This is a genomic window from Bradyrhizobium yuanmingense (assembly GCF_900094575.1).
In the GTDB taxonomy this organism is placed as follows: Bacteria; Pseudomonadota; Alphaproteobacteria; order Rhizobiales; family Xanthobacteraceae; genus Bradyrhizobium; species Bradyrhizobium yuanmingense.
In genome coordinates, this window is sequence record NZ_FMAE01000002.1 from 112,567 (window position 1) to 128,481 (window position 15,915).

The window sequence follows — 15,915 nt, forward strand, 5'->3', positions numbered from 1 at the left end:
CAGGCGGAAATGGCTCCATTCGCTGGATTTTCGGCCCTCCAGCCTATATCTGAGGGCCGTCCTCCAGCTCCATTTCGGGTTCCATGACGCCGCCGCGCAAGCTGCACATCAAATCATATGGCTGCCAGATGAACGTCTACGATGCCCAGCGCATGGTGGACACGCTGGCCCCGGAAGGATTCGTGGAGACGGCGAGCGCGGAGGATGCCGACCTCGTCATCCTCAACACCTGCCATATCCGCGAGAAGGCCTCGGAGAAGGTCTATTCCGAGCTCGGCCGGCTACGCGTCGCCAAGGACGAGGCCGCGCGTGCAGGCCGCGCGATGCAGATCGCGGTGGCGGGCTGCGTGGCGCAGGCCGAGGGCGAGGAGATCGTGCGGCGCGCGCCTGTCGTCGACGTCGTGGTGGGACCGCAGAGCTATCATCATCTGCCGGAGCTGTTGAAGCGCGCCGAGGGCGAAGGCCGCGCGATCGAGACCGAATTTCCCGCCGCCGACAAGTTCGGCTTCCTGGCCCAGCCGAAGCCGGACGCGATCCGCGCGCGCGGCATTTCCGCCTTCGTCACGGTGCAGGAAGGCTGCGACAAGTTCTGCACCTTCTGCGTCGTGCCTTACACGCGCGGCGCCGAAGTCTCGCGCCCCGTGGCGAAGATCGTCGAGGACGTGAAGCGGCTCGCTGACAACGGCGTGCGCGAGCTCACGCTGATCGGGCAGAACGTCAACGCCTATCACGGCGAGGGGCCGGACGGACAAACCTGGCCGCTCGGCCGGCTGCTCGAACATCTGGCGGCGATTCCCGGCATCGCGCGGCTGCGCTATTCGACCAGCCACCCCCGCGACGTCGATGACAGCCTGATCGCGGCCCATCGCGATCTCGGTGCCCTGATGCCGTTCGTGCACCTGCCGGTGCAGTCGGGCTCGGACCGCATTTTGGCGGCCATGAACCGCAAACATACCGCCGATGATTACCGGCGGGTCATCGACCGTTTTCGTACCGCACGCCAAGACATTGCTTTTTCATCGGATTTCATCGTCGGCTTCCCCGGCGAGAACGAGCAAGATTTTCTCGCCACCCTCGCGCTTGTCACGCAAATCGGCTACGCTGCGGCCTATTCGTTCAAATACTCCGCCCGGCCGGGAACGCCGGCCGCGGACATGCAGGAGACGGTGTCCCCCGCCGAGATGGACCAGCGATTGGAGCGGCTCCAGGAACTGATCGACAGCCAGCAATCGGCCTTCAACAAGGCCGCGATTGGCTCAACGGTCGACGTGCTGTTCGAGCGTCCGGCGCGCAAGGAGGGCCAGATCGTGGGCCGCACCGCCTACCTCCAGCCCGCCCACGTAATGGCCGCGCCCGACATCATTGGACAGATCCTGCCTGTCAGAATCGACAGCCTTGAGCGCTACAGTTTTCTCGGCGAGCTCGTGATGCCGCGCAAGGCGCGCGAGCCCGCTTTATCGCAAGCCAGTGGAGCCTGAACCCTTGCCCAAAAGCGCATCGGATTCGTCTTCGTTCGCTCCCAGCCGCAAATTTGACCGCGACATGCAAGTTCCGCCCGAGACCCAGGTCGTCATCGACTTCGACGACAACCGCGCCGCTTCCGCGCTGGTCGGCCCCTACGGCCAGCACCTGGCGCAGATCGAGCGGCGGCTCGGCGTCATCGTCGATTCCAAGGGCAACCACATCACAATCGGCGGCACCCGCGACGGCTGCGACGCTGCGCGCCGCGTGCTGGAGATGCTCTACGCGCAGGCCGCGAAGGGGCACGATCTCGACCAGGGCGAGGTAGAGGGCGCGATCCGCGCCGTGATCGCGCAGGGCTCGCTGTTCGAGTTCGACGCCAAATCGGCCAAATCGACCTTCGACAGCATCAACTTGCGCAAGCGTCCGGTGCGGGCACGCACGGCGGCGCAGGATTCCTACATCCGCGCGCTGAAGCGGCACGAGCTGGTGTTCGGCATCGGCCCCGCCGGCACCGGCAAGACCTGGCTCGCCGTCGCGCATGCCGCGCAGCTGTTCGAGCGCAAGGAGGTCGACAAGATCATCCTGTCGCGCCCGGCGGTGGAAGCCGGCGAGCGGCTCGGCTTTCTGCCCGGCGATCTCCGCGAGAAGGTCGACCCTTATCTGCGGCCGATCTACGATGCGCTCTACGACCTCATGGATGCGCGCATCGTCGAGCGCGCGCTGCAGACCGGCGAGATCGAGATCGCGCCGCTCGCCTTCATGCGCGGCCGCACCCTGACCAACGCCGCCATCATCCTGGACGAGGCCCAGAACACCACGTCGATGCAGATGAAGATGTTCCTGACGCGTCTCGGCGAGAACAGCCGCATGATCGTGACGGGCGATCCCTCGCAGATCGACCTGCCGAACGGCCAGACCTCGGGCCTGGCCGAGGCGACCCGCCTCCTGAGCGGCGTCGAGGGCATCGCCCAGGTTCATTTCAAGGCGGAGGACGTGATCCGCCACGAGCTCGTGGCGCGGATCGTCGCCGCCTATGAAGGGCCGCCGCAGCGGCCGGCCACCGGTCAATCCTGACGAGGCAACACCGGACCAAAGAGGGCGCGAGCACCGCGCCTTCGTCCGAGACAACACAATGTCCCATTCCAACCTTCCCATGACCGAGGTCCTCGTCGTCGCCGATTGCTGGCAGCGCGAGCCCGATTCCGAAGCCGTGATCCAGCGCGCACTGGCGGCGGCCGCCGAGAGCGTCGACGAGGATGTTGCCGACGCCGAAGTGGCCGTGATGCTGACCGATGATGCCGGCATCCGCACGCTCAACAGCAACTGGCGCGGCATCGACAAGCCGACCAACGTGCTGTCGTTCCCGGCGCTGCAGCCGGAGGGCGCGTGGAAGCCGGGCGATGCCCCGCGCATGCTCGGCGATATCGCGATCGCCTATGAGACCATGCGGCGCGAGGCGGACGAGGAGCACAAGCCGTTCGACCATCATCTGAGCCACCTCGCCGTGCACGGCTTCCTGCACCTGATCGGCTACGACCACGAGAACGAGGGCGACGCCGAGGAGATGGAAGCGCTCGAAACCGATATCCTCGCCCATCTCGGCATCCCCGATCCCTATGCCGACCGCCCGGGGACGCACTGAGATGCCGGATTCCGAGCCTACCCACGACAATCCCCGCACCACGGCCAATTTGCCGGTTGTGGTGACGCCGGGCGAGGTGCTGCGCCCGAGCGCCGAAAGCTGGCTGCTGCGCGCCTTCCGCACGCTGTTCGGCTGGAAGGCGGGGTCGGTGCGCGACGACCTCCAGGTCGTGCTCGACGCCTCGACGCCCGACGACACCGGCTTCTCCGCGGTCGAGCGCACCATGCTGCGCAACATCCTCAGCCTGCACGAGCGCCGCATCGCCGACGTCATGGTGCATCGCGCCGACATCGTCGCGGTGAAACGCGACATCCCGCTCGGGGAATTGATGGACCGCTTCGAGAGCGCCGGCCATTCGCGCCTCGTCGTCTTCAACGAGACGCTCGACGATCCCGTCGGCATCGTCCACATCCGCGATTTGCTCGCCTTCATGACCGCGCGCGCCCGCGTGTCGGAAGCCACCAAGACCAAGCGCAAGAAGCCGCTGCCGGCCGGGCTCGATTTGCGCGCGGTCGATCTCGCGCTGCCGCTTCACGAGGCGCACATCATCCGCAAGCTGCTCTACGTGCCGCCGTCGATGCGGGCGATCGACCTGCTCGCGCAGATGCAGGCCTCGCGCATCCATCTGGCGCTGGTGGTCGATGAATATGGCGGCAGCGACGGGCTGGTCTCGATCGAGGACATCGTCGAGCAGATCGTCGGTGAGATCGACGACGAGCACGATAGCGACGAGCCGCCCTCGATCGTGCGCCTGCCCGACAACGCCTTCATCGCCGACGCCCGCGCCAGCCTCGACGACGTCCGCTCGGTGATCGGCGAGGATTTCGTCACCGGCGAGGCAGGCGAGGAGGTGGAGACGCTGGGCGGCTATCTCGTCAGCTTCGTCGGGCGCCTGCCGGTGCGCGGCGAGGTGATCTCGGGCCCCGGCAATTACGAGGTCGAGGTGCTCGATGCCGATCCGCGCCGCGTCAAGCGGCTGCGCATCGCGACGCGGAAGGAACGCCCGGCGCCCCGCACCCAGCGCGAGAGCCGGCGGCGTGAAGCCACGCCGGAGAGCGGACAAGCGCCGGCCAGCGACACGCCGACATCGCCGCCGCGCGACGGGGCCGCCTCGCAGTGAGCCCATCGCAGCGCCTTCGGCAAATTGCGCTCGCCATCATCCTTACCTGGGGATGGCAGCGCGCAGTCGTCGCCATGGCGGCCGGAGCGCTGTCGGTGCTGGCGCTGGCGCCGTTCAACCTCTTTCCGGTGCTGTTCGTCACCTTCCCGGTGCTGGTCTGGCTGATCGACGGCGCCGGGGCCGGCCGCTATGGCGGCGTGCCCGCCGCCGCCCTGACCGGCTACTGGTTCGGGCTCGGCTATTTCGTGCCCGGCCTCTACTGGATCGGCTACGCCTTCTTCGTCGAAGCCGACACATTCGCCTGGCTGACGCCGTTCGCGGTGCTGGGCCTGCCGGCCTATCTTTCGATCTTCACGGCGATCGGCTTTGCGCTGGCGCGCCTGCTCTGGAGCAAGAACGCCACGCGCGTGCTGGCGCTCGCAGCGAGCCTCACCATCAGCGAATGGCTGCGCGGCCATGCGCTGACCGGCTTTCCCTGGAACGCGTTCGGCTATGCGCTGTCCGAGCCATTGCCGCTGGCGCAGACGGCCTCGCTGATCGGCCTGTGGGGCGTGACGTTCCTGACGATTGTGATCTTCGCGAGCCCGGCGACGCTGATCGACCGCACGCCGGATCGGCGCCTGCAATGGCGGGTGCCGGCCGCGGCCGTCGCGCTCCTGCTCGTCATGAGCATCTTTGGCGCAATCCGCCTGTCGCTGCATCCGACCACGATCGTATCCGGCGCCAAGCTGCGCCTGATGCAGCCCAACCTGCAGCAGGACGAGAAATTCAACTATGCCGCCAAGCCGGAGGTGATGAAGAAGTACCTTGCGCTGTCGGACCGCGCCTCCGGCCCGCAATCGACCGGCGTGCGCGATGCCACCATCCTGATCTGGCCGGAATCCGCCTTTCCGTTCTTCCTGACCCGCGAAGCCGACGCGATGGCGCAAATCGCCGATCTGTTACCGAAGGGCACGGTGCTGGTCACGGGATCGGTCCGCGCGCCCGATGTGCCGCGGGGCACGCCGATCACGCGCGCCTACAACTCGATCTACGTGATCGACCACGACGGCAGCGTGCTCGCCGTCTACGACAAGCTGCATCTGGTACCGTTCGGAGAATTTCTTCCGTACCAGTCGTTGATGGAGAAGCTCGGTTTCGAGCAACTGACGCGTGTGCGCGGCGGCTTCATTCCAGGCACCGTGCGGCATGCGCTCCCCGTTGCCGGCGCGCCGCCCGCGTTGCCGCTGATCTGCTACGAGGCGATCTTTCCCGACGAAGTGGCTGCACGCAACGAACGTCCGGGCTGGATCGTGAACCTGACCAATGACGGCTGGTTCGGCATCTCGACCGGTCCCTACCAGCACCTGGAGCAGTCGCGGATGCGCGCGATCGAGCTCGGATTGCCGCTGGTCCGCTCGGCCAATACCGGCATCTCCGCAGTGATCGATCCGGTCGGCCGCACGGTCGCGAGCCTCGGTCTCGGCCTCGAAGGCATTTTGGACGCAAACCTGCCGGCCGCGATCCCACCGACCGTTTATGCACGGGTGGGTGATGTGCCCGCAATCATGCTCGTCGCGGTGGCCGTGCTGCTGGCGGTCCGCCGACGAATAGGCAAACGCCAGCCCTGATCGCACCGCCGCCGCAGCGGCCGGAATCCTTTGACAACCGTAGTCCCACGGTTGACAGACTGCACGCGGGCTCCCCATTCTGCACCGGCTGCGAAAGATGGCGGTGCATTGCTAAATTTCTCCGCAATGTTTCCCAATAACAGGGTTTGATTTTGACGGTGCTGCACCCGAGGCATGCTTGATCATTGCGCCGAAGGTGGTGTTTGGAGGGCTGAGGAAATGTCGAAAGCGCCCAACCCTGTTGACAAATATGTCGGCAGTCGCGTGCGCATGCGCCGCATCATGTTGGGCATGAGCCAGGAGAAGCTCGGTGAAGCTTTGGGCCTGACTTTCCAGCAGATTCAGAAGTACGAGAAGGGCACCAACCGGGTCGGCGCAAGCCGCATCCAGCAGATCGCGGAGATTCTGCAGGTGCCGGTGTCCTTCCTGTTCGAGGGCGGCCCGAGCGGCGTGCCGGGTCCGGATGGCTTCAGCGAAGGCGCCTCGCCCTCTTACGTCTCGGACTTTCTCGCCACCTCCGAAGGGCTCGCTTTGACCAAGGCGTTCACGCGAATCACTGATTCGAAGATGCGCCGCTCGATCGTCGATCTCGTCGAGCAGATTGCGGCCCGCGAAGGTCCGGACAAGCGTTGAAGCTCATGTCCCCCGCGATTTGAGACTGCATCAAATCTGGCCTATGTCGTCATTTACGACCGCGCTTTGATGCGCGTCCGCTTCGATGATGCGATTCAAAGGCACAGATGCGTCCATGACCGGCTCCAATTGGTTCGATTCACAAACTATTCTCGATGGCATCCGCCGCTGGGTGGAGATCGAGACGCCGACGGAAGCACCTGAACAGGTCAACAAGCTGGTCTCCGTGGTCGCGGAGCAATACGGCGACCTGCCCGTCACGCTCGAGCGCATCGCCGGCACGGACGGCTGCGGCGATCATCTCGTGGCGCGCACGAATTGGGGGCAGGATCAGCCGGGCATCCTGGTGCTGAGCCATCTCGATACCGTCCATCCCATCGGCTTCATCGAGCGCCTGCCGTTCAAGGTCGAAGGCGACGTCGCGTTCGGTCCGGGCATCTACGACATGAAGGGCGGCGCCTACATCGCCCACCACGCCTTCCGCGCGCTTTGCGCGACGGGCGATCGCTCGCCGCTCGGCATCACGCATCTGTTCACCTCCGACGAGGAGATCGGCAGCCCGACCTCGCGTGCGCTGATCGAGCAGGAAGGGCGCAACGCCAAATACGTGCTGGTGACCGAGCCGGCGCGCGACGGCGGCAAGATCGTCACCGGGCGCAAGGGCGTCGGACGCTTCCGGGTATTCATCAAGGGCGTGCCCGCGCATGCCGGCTCGCGGCCCGAAGACGGCCGCAGCGCCGTTCGCGAACTCGGCAACGTCATCCTGGCGCTGGAAGGAATGAACGATGTTGCGCGCGGCGTGACCGTCAATGTCGGCGTGGTGCGCGGCGGCACGCGCCCCAACGTCACGCCCGAGGAGGCCTATGCCGAAGTCGATCTGCGCGTCGTGAGCCTCAAGGACGCGGACGAGTTCGTCGGCAAGATTCTCTCTTTGACCTCGAAGACCGATGGCGTCACCGTCACGGTCACGGGCGAGCTCAACCGGCCGCCTTACGAGAAGAGCAATGCGGGAGCTTCGCTGTACGAGCATGCCAAGACGCTCGCCGGCGAGATCGGCTTCGAGCTGATCGACACCCACACCGGCGGCGGCTCGGACGGCAATTTCACCGCTCCCTTCACCGCAACGCTCGACGGGCTCGGCGTCGACGGCAAGGGTGCACACACCCATTATGAGCAGCTCTATGTCTCCTCGCTGGCCCCACGCGCGCGGCTGCTCCATCGGCTTTATCAGACGCTGCGATGAGCGAACGTAAATCAAGCCCCGACCGCGACGACAGCGAGCGCGCCTTCTTCGGGCGCCGCAAGGGCCACAAGCTGAGGCAACACCAGGCCGGCTTGATCGAGCAGCTGCTGCCGCATCTTGCCCTCGATATCGACGGTGAGGCGCCGGCGGACGCCCGCGACATCTTCGATCCCGCAGCCGACGACGTCAGGCTCGAGATCGGCTTCGGCGGCGGCGAGCATCTCGCGGCCGAGGCACAAAACTTTCCTGCCACCGGCTTCATCGGCTGCGAGCCCTATGTCAACGGCATGGCCAAGATCCTCGCGCAGATCGAGGCGGCCAACATCGGCAACATCCGCCTGTTCGCGGGCGATGCCGCCGAGCTCTTGGCCTGGCTGCCCAAGGAGTCGCTGTCGCGGATCGACCTGATCCATCCCGATCCCTGGCCGAAGCGGCGACACTGGAAGCGGCGCTTCGTCCAGGACCGCACCATCGCGGCGATGGCGCGCGTGCTCAAGCGAGGCGGCGAATTCCGCTTCGTCTGCGACATCGACGATTACTGCGCCTGGACACTGTCGCATCTTGCGCGCTCGCAGGACTTCGTCTGGCTGGCCGAACGCGCCGACGATTTCCGGCTTCCATGGCCGGGCTACACCATGACGCGCTACGGCCGAAAGGCCGCGCGCGAGGGACGCAAGGCGGCTTATCTGCGGTTCAGGCGGGTGGGTTAGCCATCATTGCGAGGAGCCCGCGACAAATTGCAAGGCAATTTGCGCTGGCGACGAAGCAATCCAGAGCGTTTTCGCGGAACGAGTTCTGGATTGCTTCGCTTCGCTCGCAATGACGGAGTGGGACGCTAGATCGTCTGCCGGTTGCGCCAGAAATTCACGACGCGTTCGGCGGTGGCCGGCATCAGGCGTGTGAAGTTCAGACGCGCGGCCTCGATATCGGCATCGGCCGGCGTGCGGTTCGAGCCGTACCAGAGCAGGATGAGCGCGCGCACCGTGGGCCAGCCGAGGCTCAGCACGCGGCCGAGGATCAGAAGCGGATCGTAGCGGTCGCCTGCGATCAGGCGGTCGAGGACCTGGAGGCGAACGCCCGACATCGCCGACAGCGCGGCGACCGATTCCTCGTATTTGTGCGCCTTGGCGAAGCCGAGCAGCGCGCTCTCGCCGAGATGGCCCTCGCGCCGCAAGGTCAGCACGGTGTGCTGTGCCGCGGAGTAGTCGCGGCGCGGACCCGGCGGCAATGCGGCCTCCTCGATCGCCGCCATCGCGCGCTTGATCTCGACCTGGCGCGCGGGATTGACCACGGTGGAGAGGCGGCGGCGGATGACGTCGAGCGTGCCATCGAGCAGCTGCTTCAGGTGCTCGCCGGAAAGGTCGTTGCGCTGGCCGATCTTCAGCGTCAGCACGCCGTCCTGCGCCGCGCGCTTGATCATCTCGGAATAGCTGCCCGGCGAGAACACCGCACCGGCATTGGCGGCGGCACGGCGCACCACGTCGCGATCGCCGCGCTCGACCAGCACGTCGGTGACGGCGGGAGACAAAGCTGGACGCTCAGTCATCGCCAACAGATGACCCTGGCCCTTCAACCGCGCGATCTCGACCAGAGCCGCGTCGTCGAGCACTGGCGAGCGGCGCAGCACGGGGCCGGCGACCGCGATCTCGTTTTCGCGCGCGAGCTGATTGACGAGGTGCGGCGGCGCGTTGTTCAGGCGCGAGAAACGCTCGGCCAGATCGGCGCGCGAGGCCAGCTCGGCATGCGGGACGAGATCGACCAGGAGATTGTCGAAGAGATCGATCAGTTCAGGGCGGAGCTTTTCCGCGTCCTGGAAGAACAGCTGGGAAATGGCGCGCGCGATCTCGCCACGACGCCTCGGGTCGCCGCGCTTGACGATATCGTCCAGTCCAGGAATGAGCGACGTGGCAACGGTCATGAAAACGCAACTCGAACGGGGCACGCCGCGGGTGCGCCCTTGGTCCAAGCCGCCCCACAATCGGGGAATCTAGGCCTGCTTGATGAAGGAAGCGTTGCGCAGGGTCCGACGGGCGCAAAAAGGCCCCGTTCCCGCTGCAATGGGCCTTGTCCGGGGGTTAAGAAAGCGCTATATCAGCGCCAATTCATCTTCTCATACGATCCGCGTAGTGAGAGTGGGCCCGCAAGGACCCGCTCTTTTTTATTACCTGAACGCGGCTCGGCGGGAGATGCGCCCGACGCGTCGTCGGGAAAGTTCCGAAGCGGGCTTTGACATCGTAACCAAGCCTTAACCATCGAGCGCTCTGACCCTGGACATGACCGAACCGAACCCTGGTTCCACGGATGCCGAATTGCTGGCCGAGCCGCGGCTCGTGGTCGAGCCCGGCGTCGCGGCACGGGTGTCCGCGGTGGCAGCTCCCGTGCTGCAGGGCATGGGCTACCGCCTGGTCCGGATCCGCATTTCCGGCGAGGCCGGCTGCACCGTGCAGATCATGGCCGAGCGGCCGGACGGCTCGATGCAGATCGAGGATTGCGAGGCGATCTCGCGGGCGCTGTCGCCCGTGCTCGACGTCGCCGATCCCATCGACCGCGCCTATCGGCTCGAGATCTCCTCGCCGGGAATCGACCGCCCGCTGGTGCGCCGCTCCGATTTCGAGCGCTATTCCGGGCACCTGGTGAAGATCGAGATGGCGGTCGCGCATGAGGGGCGCAAGCGCTTCCGCGGCACGCTCGGCGCCGTCGAGGGCGACCGCGTGCATCTGCATCGCGACGATGCCAAGGCTGGCGACGATGCCGACGTTCTCCTGACCATGGAGGATATCGGCGATGCCCGGCTGGTGCTGACCGACGAGCTGATCGCCGAATCCATGCGCCGCGGCAAGGCCGAGGCGCGCGAGATGCGGCGCAATCTCGGTCTCGAGCCGCCGCAGGCGCCGCACGCCAGGATCAGCGAGAAGACCACCAAGAACACCAAGCCGAAGAAGAAGCCGGCCCCGACCAACACGAAGAAACATCGCCTTGCCGCCGAACGCGCGCGGCGCGGCGAGATCGAGCCTGACCAAGGAGACTAGCCATGGCAGTCAGCGCCAACCGACTCGAATTGCTTCAGATCGCCGACGCCGTCGCACGCGAAAAGTCGATCGACCGCGGCATCGTCATCGCGGCGATGGAGGACGCCATCGCCAAGGCGGCGCGCGCACGTTACGGCAGCGAGACTGACGTTCATGCCGAGATCGACCCGAAGAAGGGCGAGCTGCGGCTGTCGCGCCACATGCTGGTGGTCGACAAGGTCGAGAATCACTCCAACCAGATCTCGCTGGTGGACGCGCAGCGCGCCAATCCCGGCGCCCAGGTCGGCGACACCATCGCCGACACCCTGCCGCCGCTGGAATATGGCCGCATCGCCGCGCAATCGGCCAAGCAGGTCATCGTGCAGAAGGTGCGCGAGGCCGAGCGCGACCGGCAGTACCAGGAATTCAAGGACCGCATCGGCGACATCGTCAATGGCGTCGTCAAGCGCGTCGAATATGGCAGCGTGATCGTCGATCTCGGCCGCGGCGAAGCCATCATCCGCCGCGACGAGATGCTGCCGCGCGAGGTGTTCCGCAACGGCGACCGCGTTCGCGCCTACATCTTCGACGTCCGCCGCGAGACGAGAGGCCCGCAGATCTTCCTCTCCCGCACCCATCCCCAGTTCATGGCGAAGCTGTTCGCGCAGGAAGTGCCGGAGATCTATGACGGCATCGTCGAGATCAAGGCGGTGGCCCGCGATCCGGGCTCGCGCGCGAAAATCGGCGTGATTTCCCGCGATTCCTCGGTCGATCCGGTCGGCGCCTGCGTCGGCATGCGCGGCTCGCGCGTGCAGGCCGTGGTCAACGAGCTGCAGGGCGAGAAGATCGACATCATTCCATGGTCGCCCGACATCGCGACCTTCGTGGTCAACGCGCTGGCGCCGGCGGAAGTCTCCAAGGTCGTGATCGACGAGGACCGCGAGCGCATCGAGGTCGTGGTGCCCGACACCAACAACCAGCTCTCGCTCGCGATCGGCCGCCGCGGCCAGAACGTGCGCCTGGCCTCGCAGCTCACCGGCTGGGATATCGACATCCTGACCGAGCAGGAGGAATCGGAGCGCCGCCAGGCCGACTTCGAGAACTCGACCCGGGTCTTCATGGAATCGCTTAACGTCGACGAAGTGGTCGGCCAGCTGCTGGCGTCCGAGGGCTTCACCTCGGTCGAGGAGCTCGCGATGGTGGACGTCAAGGAGCTCGCCGGCATCGAGGGCTTCGACGAGGAGACCGCGCAGGAGCTGCAGAATCGCGCCCGCGAATATCTGGAGCAGCAGGAAGCCGAGCTCGAGGCGAGGCGCAAGGAGCTCGGCGTCGAGGACGCGCTCAAGGACGTGCCCGGCGTGACCTCGAAGATGCTGGTGAAGTTCGGCGAGAACGACATCAAGAGCGTCGAGGACCTCGCCGGCTGCGCCACCGACGATCTGGTCGGCTGGACCGAGCGCAAGGAAGGCAGCGAGCCGACCAAGCACGCCGGCGCGCTCGACGGCATCGACATCTCCCGTGACGACGCCGAAGCGATGATCATGCAGGCCCGCGTCAAGGCCGGCTGGATCACCGAAGCCGATCTCGCCAAGCCCACCGAGGAGGCCGAGGCGACCGAAGATCAACCGGCTTAAGGGCAAAGGAGAATGTCGCCCGGATGCTTGCAGATTCCGACCTCGAACTTGACCATGGCCCGCGGACCGAAAGGTCCGCGACCATGCGCATGTGCGCGGTCAGCCGCGAGGTCCGGCCGATCGACGAGCTGATCCGCTTCGTTGCATCGCCTGACGGACAAATAGTTCCCGATCTCAAGCGCAAGCTGCCCGGACGCGGGATGTGGCTCACCGCCTCCCGCAAGACGGTTGCGGAAGCGGTGCGGCGTCACCAATTTAGCAAGGCCTTCAAGCGCGAGCTGCGCATCCCTCAGACGCTTCCCACCGACATCGAGGCGCTCCTGGTCCGGAGCGTGACCGAAGCCCTTGGGATCGCCGCCAAGGCGGGTCAGGTCGTGGCCGGCTTCGGCAAGGTCGAGAGCGCCCTCCGGGAAGGAACGGTCGAGGTCCTGATCCATGCCAGCGACGGGGCCGCGGACGGAATCCGCAAATTGGACATGCTGGCGCGTCAGAATGCCGGGAATCGCGGTGCTAAGGCGCAGATTCCCGTCGTCACCGCTCTGAAATCGGTAGAATTGGATTTGGCACTGACCCGGTCAAATGTGATACATGCTGCCCTGCTCGCGGGCCCGGCGAGCAAGTCATTCCTGTCACGTAGCCAGATCCTGGTCCGATACCGGATGGCGGACGACGACAAGACTGCCGAAAAACCCGGCCAGGATTTCTGAGAGACAACGACGACCCGATTGGATGGTGCGGCAACGCACAACACTGATAAATCAGGATTAGGACTGCTGAATGGTTGATACCAAGACCCCTGGCGACAAGAAGCTGAGCGTTCCGAGCAAGACGCTATCGCTCAAGCCGCGCGTCGAAACGGGCACCGTGCGCCAGAGCTTCAGCCATGGCCGCAGCAAGCAGGTCGTGGTCGAGAAGCGCGGCAAGCGCCGCATTGGCGATGGACCCGAGCCGCACGCGCCCGAGGTGACGGCAAAGCCGGCGCCGGCCGCACCCGCCGCGCCGCCGCGTCCGGCTCCGCCCCCGCCGCGCAACGCCGGTTCCGGCGTGGTGCTTCGCACCCTCACCGAGGATGAGCGTTCGGCCCGTGCCAGTGCGCTGGCCGATGCCAAGCTGCGCGAGGTCGAGGAACGCCGCCAGGCCGAGGAAGAGGCCCAGCGCCGCGCCGCCCGTGAGGCTGCCGAGCGCGCCGAGCGCGAAGCCGCCGAATCCCGCCGCAAGGCCGAGGAAGAGCGCCACCGTCACGAGGACGAAGCCAAGCGGAAGGCCGAGACCGAGGCCAAGAAGCGTTTTGGCGAAGGCGAGCAGCCGTCCGCACCGCGTCCCGCCGCCGCGGTACCGGCCGCCTCCGCACCGCGCCCCGGTGCGCCTGCGTCCCGGCCTGGAACCACCACCACAGCGCGTCCTGGAACCACGACGGCGCGCCCTGCAACCACGACCGCGCAGCGTCCGGGTGGACCGGCTGGCCGCGGCCCCGCCGTTGCGGCCGAAGCTGACGACGACGAGGCGCCGCGCCAGATCCGCCGCGGTCCCGGCGGCGCCGCGCGTCCCGTGGTGGCCCCCAAGCCCACCCACAAGCCCGGCCCGCAGAAGGAGCGCGGCCGCCTGACCGTCGTCACCGCGCTCAATGCCGATGAGGTGCGCGAGCGCTCGATCGCCTCGTTCCGCCGCCGCACCCAGCGCCTGAAGGGCCACGCTTCGAACGAGCCCAAGGAAAAGCTCATCCGCGAAGTGGTCATTCCGGAAGCGATCACCATCCAGGAACTCGCCAACCGCATGTCCGAGCGCGCGGTCGACGTCATCCGCATGCTGATGAAGCAGGGCGCGATGCACAAGATCACCGACGTGATCGACGCCGACACCGCGCAGCTGATTGCCGAAGAGCTCGGCCACACCGTCAAGCGCGTTGCCGCCTCCGACGTTGAAGAAGGTCTGTTCGACGCTACCGACGATTCGACCGACACCGAGACCCGTTCGCCCGTGGTGACCGTCATGGGTCACGTCGACCACGGCAAGACCTCGCTGCTCGACGCGCTCCGTCACGCCAACGTGGTCTCCGGCGAAGCCGGCGGCATCACCCAGCACATCGGCGCCTATCAGGTGACATCGCCTGAAACCGGCAAGAAGATCACCTTCATCGACACGCCCGGCCACGCAGCGTTCACCGCGATGCGCGCCCGCGGCGCCAAGGTGACCGACATCGTCGTGCTGGTGGTCGCGGCCGATGACGGCGTGATGCCGCAGACGGTCGAAGCCATCAATCACGCCAAGGCGGCCGGCGTGCCGATCATCGTTGCCATCAACAAGATCGACAAGCCCGATGCCAAGCCCGAGCGCGTGCGCACCGAGCTGCTCCAGCACGAGGTGCAGGTGGAATCTTTCGGCGGCGAAGTCGTCGACGTCGAGGTGTCCGCCAAGAACAAGACCAATCTCGACAAGCTGCTCGAGATGATCGCGCTGCAGGCCGAAATCCTCGACCTCAAGACCAATTCGGAGCGTCCGGCCGAAGGCACCGTGATCGAGGCCAAGCTCGATCGCGGCCGTGGTCCGGTCGCGACCGTGCTGGTCCAGCGCGGCACTCTTCGCGTCGGCGACATCATCGTCGCCGGTGCCGAAATGGGCCGCGTCCGCGCGCTGATCTCCGATCAGGGCGAGACCGTGCAGGAGGCCGGCCCCTCGGTGCCGGTCGAGGTGCTCGGCTTCAACGGCCCGCCTGAGGCCGGCGATCGTCTCGCGGTGGTCGAGAACGAAGCCCGCGCCCGCCAGGTCACCAGCTACCGCGCGCACCAGAAGCGCGAGAACGCGGCAGCCTCGATCTCCGGCATGCGCGGCTCGCTCGAGCAGATGATGTCGCAATTGAAGACGGCGGGCCGCAAGGAATTCCCGCTGATCGTCAAGGCCGACGTGCAGGGCTCGCTGGAAGCCATCCTCGGCTCGCTGGAGAAGCTCGGCACCGACGAGGTCGCCGCCCGCATCCTGCATGCCGGCGTCGGCGGCATCTCGGAATCCGACGTGACGCTGGCCGAAGGCTTCAACGCCGCGATCATCGGCTTCTCGGTTCGCGCCAACAAGGAGGCCGCTGCGGCCGCCAAGCGCAACGGCATCGAGATCCGCTACTACAACATCATCTACGACCTCGTGGACGACGTGAAGAAGGCGATGAGCGGTCTGCTCGCGCCGACCTTGCGCGAAACCATGCTGGGCAATGCCGAGATCCTGGAGATCTTCAACATCTCCAAGGTCGGCAAGGTCGCCGGCTGCCGCGTCACCGACGGCACCGTGGAACGCGGCGCCAATGTGCGCCTGATCCGCGACAACGTCGTCGTGCACGAAGGCAAGCTGTCGACGCTGAAGCGCTTCAAGGACGAAGTGAAGGAAGTCCAATCCGGCCAGGAATGCGGCATGGCCTTCGAGAACTACCACGACATGCGTGCCGGTGACGTGATCGAGTGTTATCGCGTGGAGACGATCCAGCGCTCCCTGTAAGTCCAAATCTTACCGAAGCGTTCGGATCTTTTTGAACTGAGATTGCGGGAGTGCGATGGCCGGTTTTTTCCGGCCATC

The 15,915-nt window shown here is 66.2% G+C and carries 13 protein-coding genes; 12 read left to right on the forward strand and 1 reads right to left on the reverse strand.

Annotated features, from left to right (window positions below):
• Positions 1-83: 83 nt before the first annotated feature.
• From miaB to trmB, 8 genes are all read left to right on the forward strand, one after another.
• The gene (gene miaB / locus GA0061099_RS05585; protein ID WP_036024522.1) at positions 84-1,478 is read left to right on the forward strand and encodes a tRNA (N6-isopentenyl adenosine(37)-C2)-methylthiotransferase MiaB; all 1,395 of its coding nucleotides are present in this window, start codon (positions 84-86) and stop codon (positions 1,476-1,478) included.
• Positions 1,479-1,542: 64 nt separating this feature from the next.
• A complete protein-coding gene (locus GA0061099_RS05590; RefSeq protein ID WP_036008958.1) occupies positions 1,543-2,538 on the forward strand; it encodes a PhoH family protein in 996 nt (331 codons plus the stop codon).
• 58 nt (positions 2,539-2,596) lie between these two features.
• Positions 2,597-3,106: an rRNA maturation RNase YbeY gene (ybeY, locus tag GA0061099_RS05595; protein ID WP_036024539.1), complete on the forward strand. Its 510-nt coding sequence runs from the start codon at positions 2,597-2,599 to the stop codon at positions 3,104-3,106.
• Between the two features lies 1 nt (position 3,107).
• Complete coding sequence (locus GA0061099_RS05600) at positions 3,108-4,226, forward strand: hemolysin family protein (protein WP_036024519.1); 1,119 nt, start codon at positions 3,108-3,110, stop codon at positions 4,224-4,226.
• Entirely contained in the window at positions 4,223-5,836 is a 1,614-nt protein-coding gene (gene lnt / locus GA0061099_RS05605; RefSeq protein WP_036024517.1) for an apolipoprotein N-acyltransferase, read from the forward strand. The genes GA0061099_RS05600 and lnt overlap by 4 nt, the downstream gene beginning before the upstream one ends.
• Positions 5,837-6,055: 219 nt before the next feature.
• A complete protein-coding gene (locus tag GA0061099_RS05610; RefSeq protein WP_018319423.1) occupies positions 6,056-6,469 on the forward strand; it encodes a helix-turn-helix domain-containing protein in 414 nt (137 codons plus the stop codon).
• Positions 6,470-6,554: 85 nt separating this feature from the next.
• The gene (locus GA0061099_RS05615; RefSeq protein WP_036024516.1) at positions 6,555-7,712 is read left to right on the forward strand and encodes a M20 family metallopeptidase; all 1,158 of its coding nucleotides are present in this window, start codon (positions 6,555-6,557) and stop codon (positions 7,710-7,712) included.
• Positions 7,709-8,422 (forward strand): tRNA (guanosine(46)-N7)-methyltransferase TrmB, encoded by a 714-nt coding sequence (trmB, locus tag GA0061099_RS05620; protein WP_036024514.1) that lies wholly within the window; start codon positions 7,709-7,711, stop codon positions 8,420-8,422. Before GA0061099_RS05615 ends, trmB begins: the two co-directional genes overlap by 4 nt.
• A 125-nt stretch (positions 8,423-8,547) precedes the next feature.
• On the opposite strand, the gene GA0061099_RS05625 is transcribed toward trmB, so the two are convergent.
• The gene (locus tag GA0061099_RS05625; protein ID WP_036024512.1) at positions 8,548-9,630 is read right to left on the reverse strand and encodes a DUF2336 domain-containing protein; all 1,083 of its coding nucleotides are present in this window, start codon (positions 9,628-9,630) and stop codon (positions 8,548-8,550) included.
• Between the two features lie 355 nt (positions 9,631-9,985).
• Here GA0061099_RS05625 and rimP point away from each other — a divergent pair, with 355 nt between their 5' ends.
• The 4 genes from rimP to infB all read left to right on the forward strand — a co-directional run bounded on the left by rimP (position 9,986) and on the right by infB (position 15,837).
• A complete protein-coding gene (rimP, locus tag GA0061099_RS05630) occupies positions 9,986-10,741 on the forward strand; it encodes a ribosome maturation factor RimP (protein WP_036024509.1) in 756 nt (251 codons plus the stop codon).
• 2 nt (positions 10,742-10,743) lie between these two features.
• Positions 10,744-12,354, forward strand: coding sequence for a transcription termination factor NusA (nusA, locus tag GA0061099_RS05635; RefSeq protein ID WP_036024506.1), 1,611 nt, complete (start codon positions 10,744-10,746; stop codon positions 12,352-12,354).
• Positions 12,355-12,377: 23 nt separating this feature from the next.
• Complete coding sequence (locus tag GA0061099_RS05640) at positions 12,378-13,061, forward strand: RNA-binding protein (protein ID WP_025032907.1); 684 nt, start codon at positions 12,378-12,380, stop codon at positions 13,059-13,061.
• Positions 13,062-13,131: 70 nt separating this feature from the next.
• Positions 13,132-15,837, forward strand: a complete 2,706-nt coding sequence (gene infB / locus GA0061099_RS05645; protein ID WP_074447575.1) for a translation initiation factor IF-2 — start codon at positions 13,132-13,134, stop codon at positions 15,835-15,837.
• The last annotated feature ends 78 nt before the right edge of the window (positions 15,838-15,915 follow it).

Coding starts and splice junctions, on each gene's coding strand:
- miaB (WP_036024522.1), top strand. CDS start 84: ATGACGCCGCCGCGCAAGCTGCACATCAAATCATATGGCTGCCAGATG.
- GA0061099_RS05590 (WP_036008958.1), top strand. CDS start 1,543: ATGCAAGTTCCGCCCGAGACCCAGGTCGTCATCGACTTCGACGACAAC.
- ybeY (WP_036024539.1), top strand. CDS start 2,597: ATGTCCCATTCCAACCTTCCCATGACCGAGGTCCTCGTCGTCGCCGAT.
- GA0061099_RS05600 (WP_036024519.1), top strand. CDS start 3,108: ATGCCGGATTCCGAGCCTACCCACGACAATCCCCGCACCACGGCCAAT.
- GA0061099_RS05610 (WP_018319423.1), top strand. CDS start 6,056: ATGTCGAAAGCGCCCAACCCTGTTGACAAATATGTCGGCAGTCGCGTG.
- GA0061099_RS05615 (WP_036024516.1), top strand. CDS start 6,555: ATGATGCGATTCAAAGGCACAGATGCGTCCATGACCGGCTCCAATTGG.
- trmB (WP_036024514.1), top strand. CDS start 7,709: ATGAGCGAACGTAAATCAAGCCCCGACCGCGACGACAGCGAGCGCGCC.
- GA0061099_RS05625 (WP_036024512.1), bottom strand. CDS start 9,630: ATGACCGTTGCCACGTCGCTCATTCCTGGACTGGACGATATCGTCAAG.
- rimP (WP_036024509.1), top strand. CDS start 9,986: ATGACCGAACCGAACCCTGGTTCCACGGATGCCGAATTGCTGGCCGAG.
- nusA (WP_036024506.1), top strand. CDS start 10,744: ATGGCAGTCAGCGCCAACCGACTCGAATTGCTTCAGATCGCCGACGCC.
- GA0061099_RS05640 (WP_025032907.1), top strand. CDS start 12,378: ATGCTTGCAGATTCCGACCTCGAACTTGACCATGGCCCGCGGACCGAA.
- infB (WP_074447575.1), top strand. CDS start 13,132: ATGGTTGATACCAAGACCCCTGGCGACAAGAAGCTGAGCGTTCCGAGC.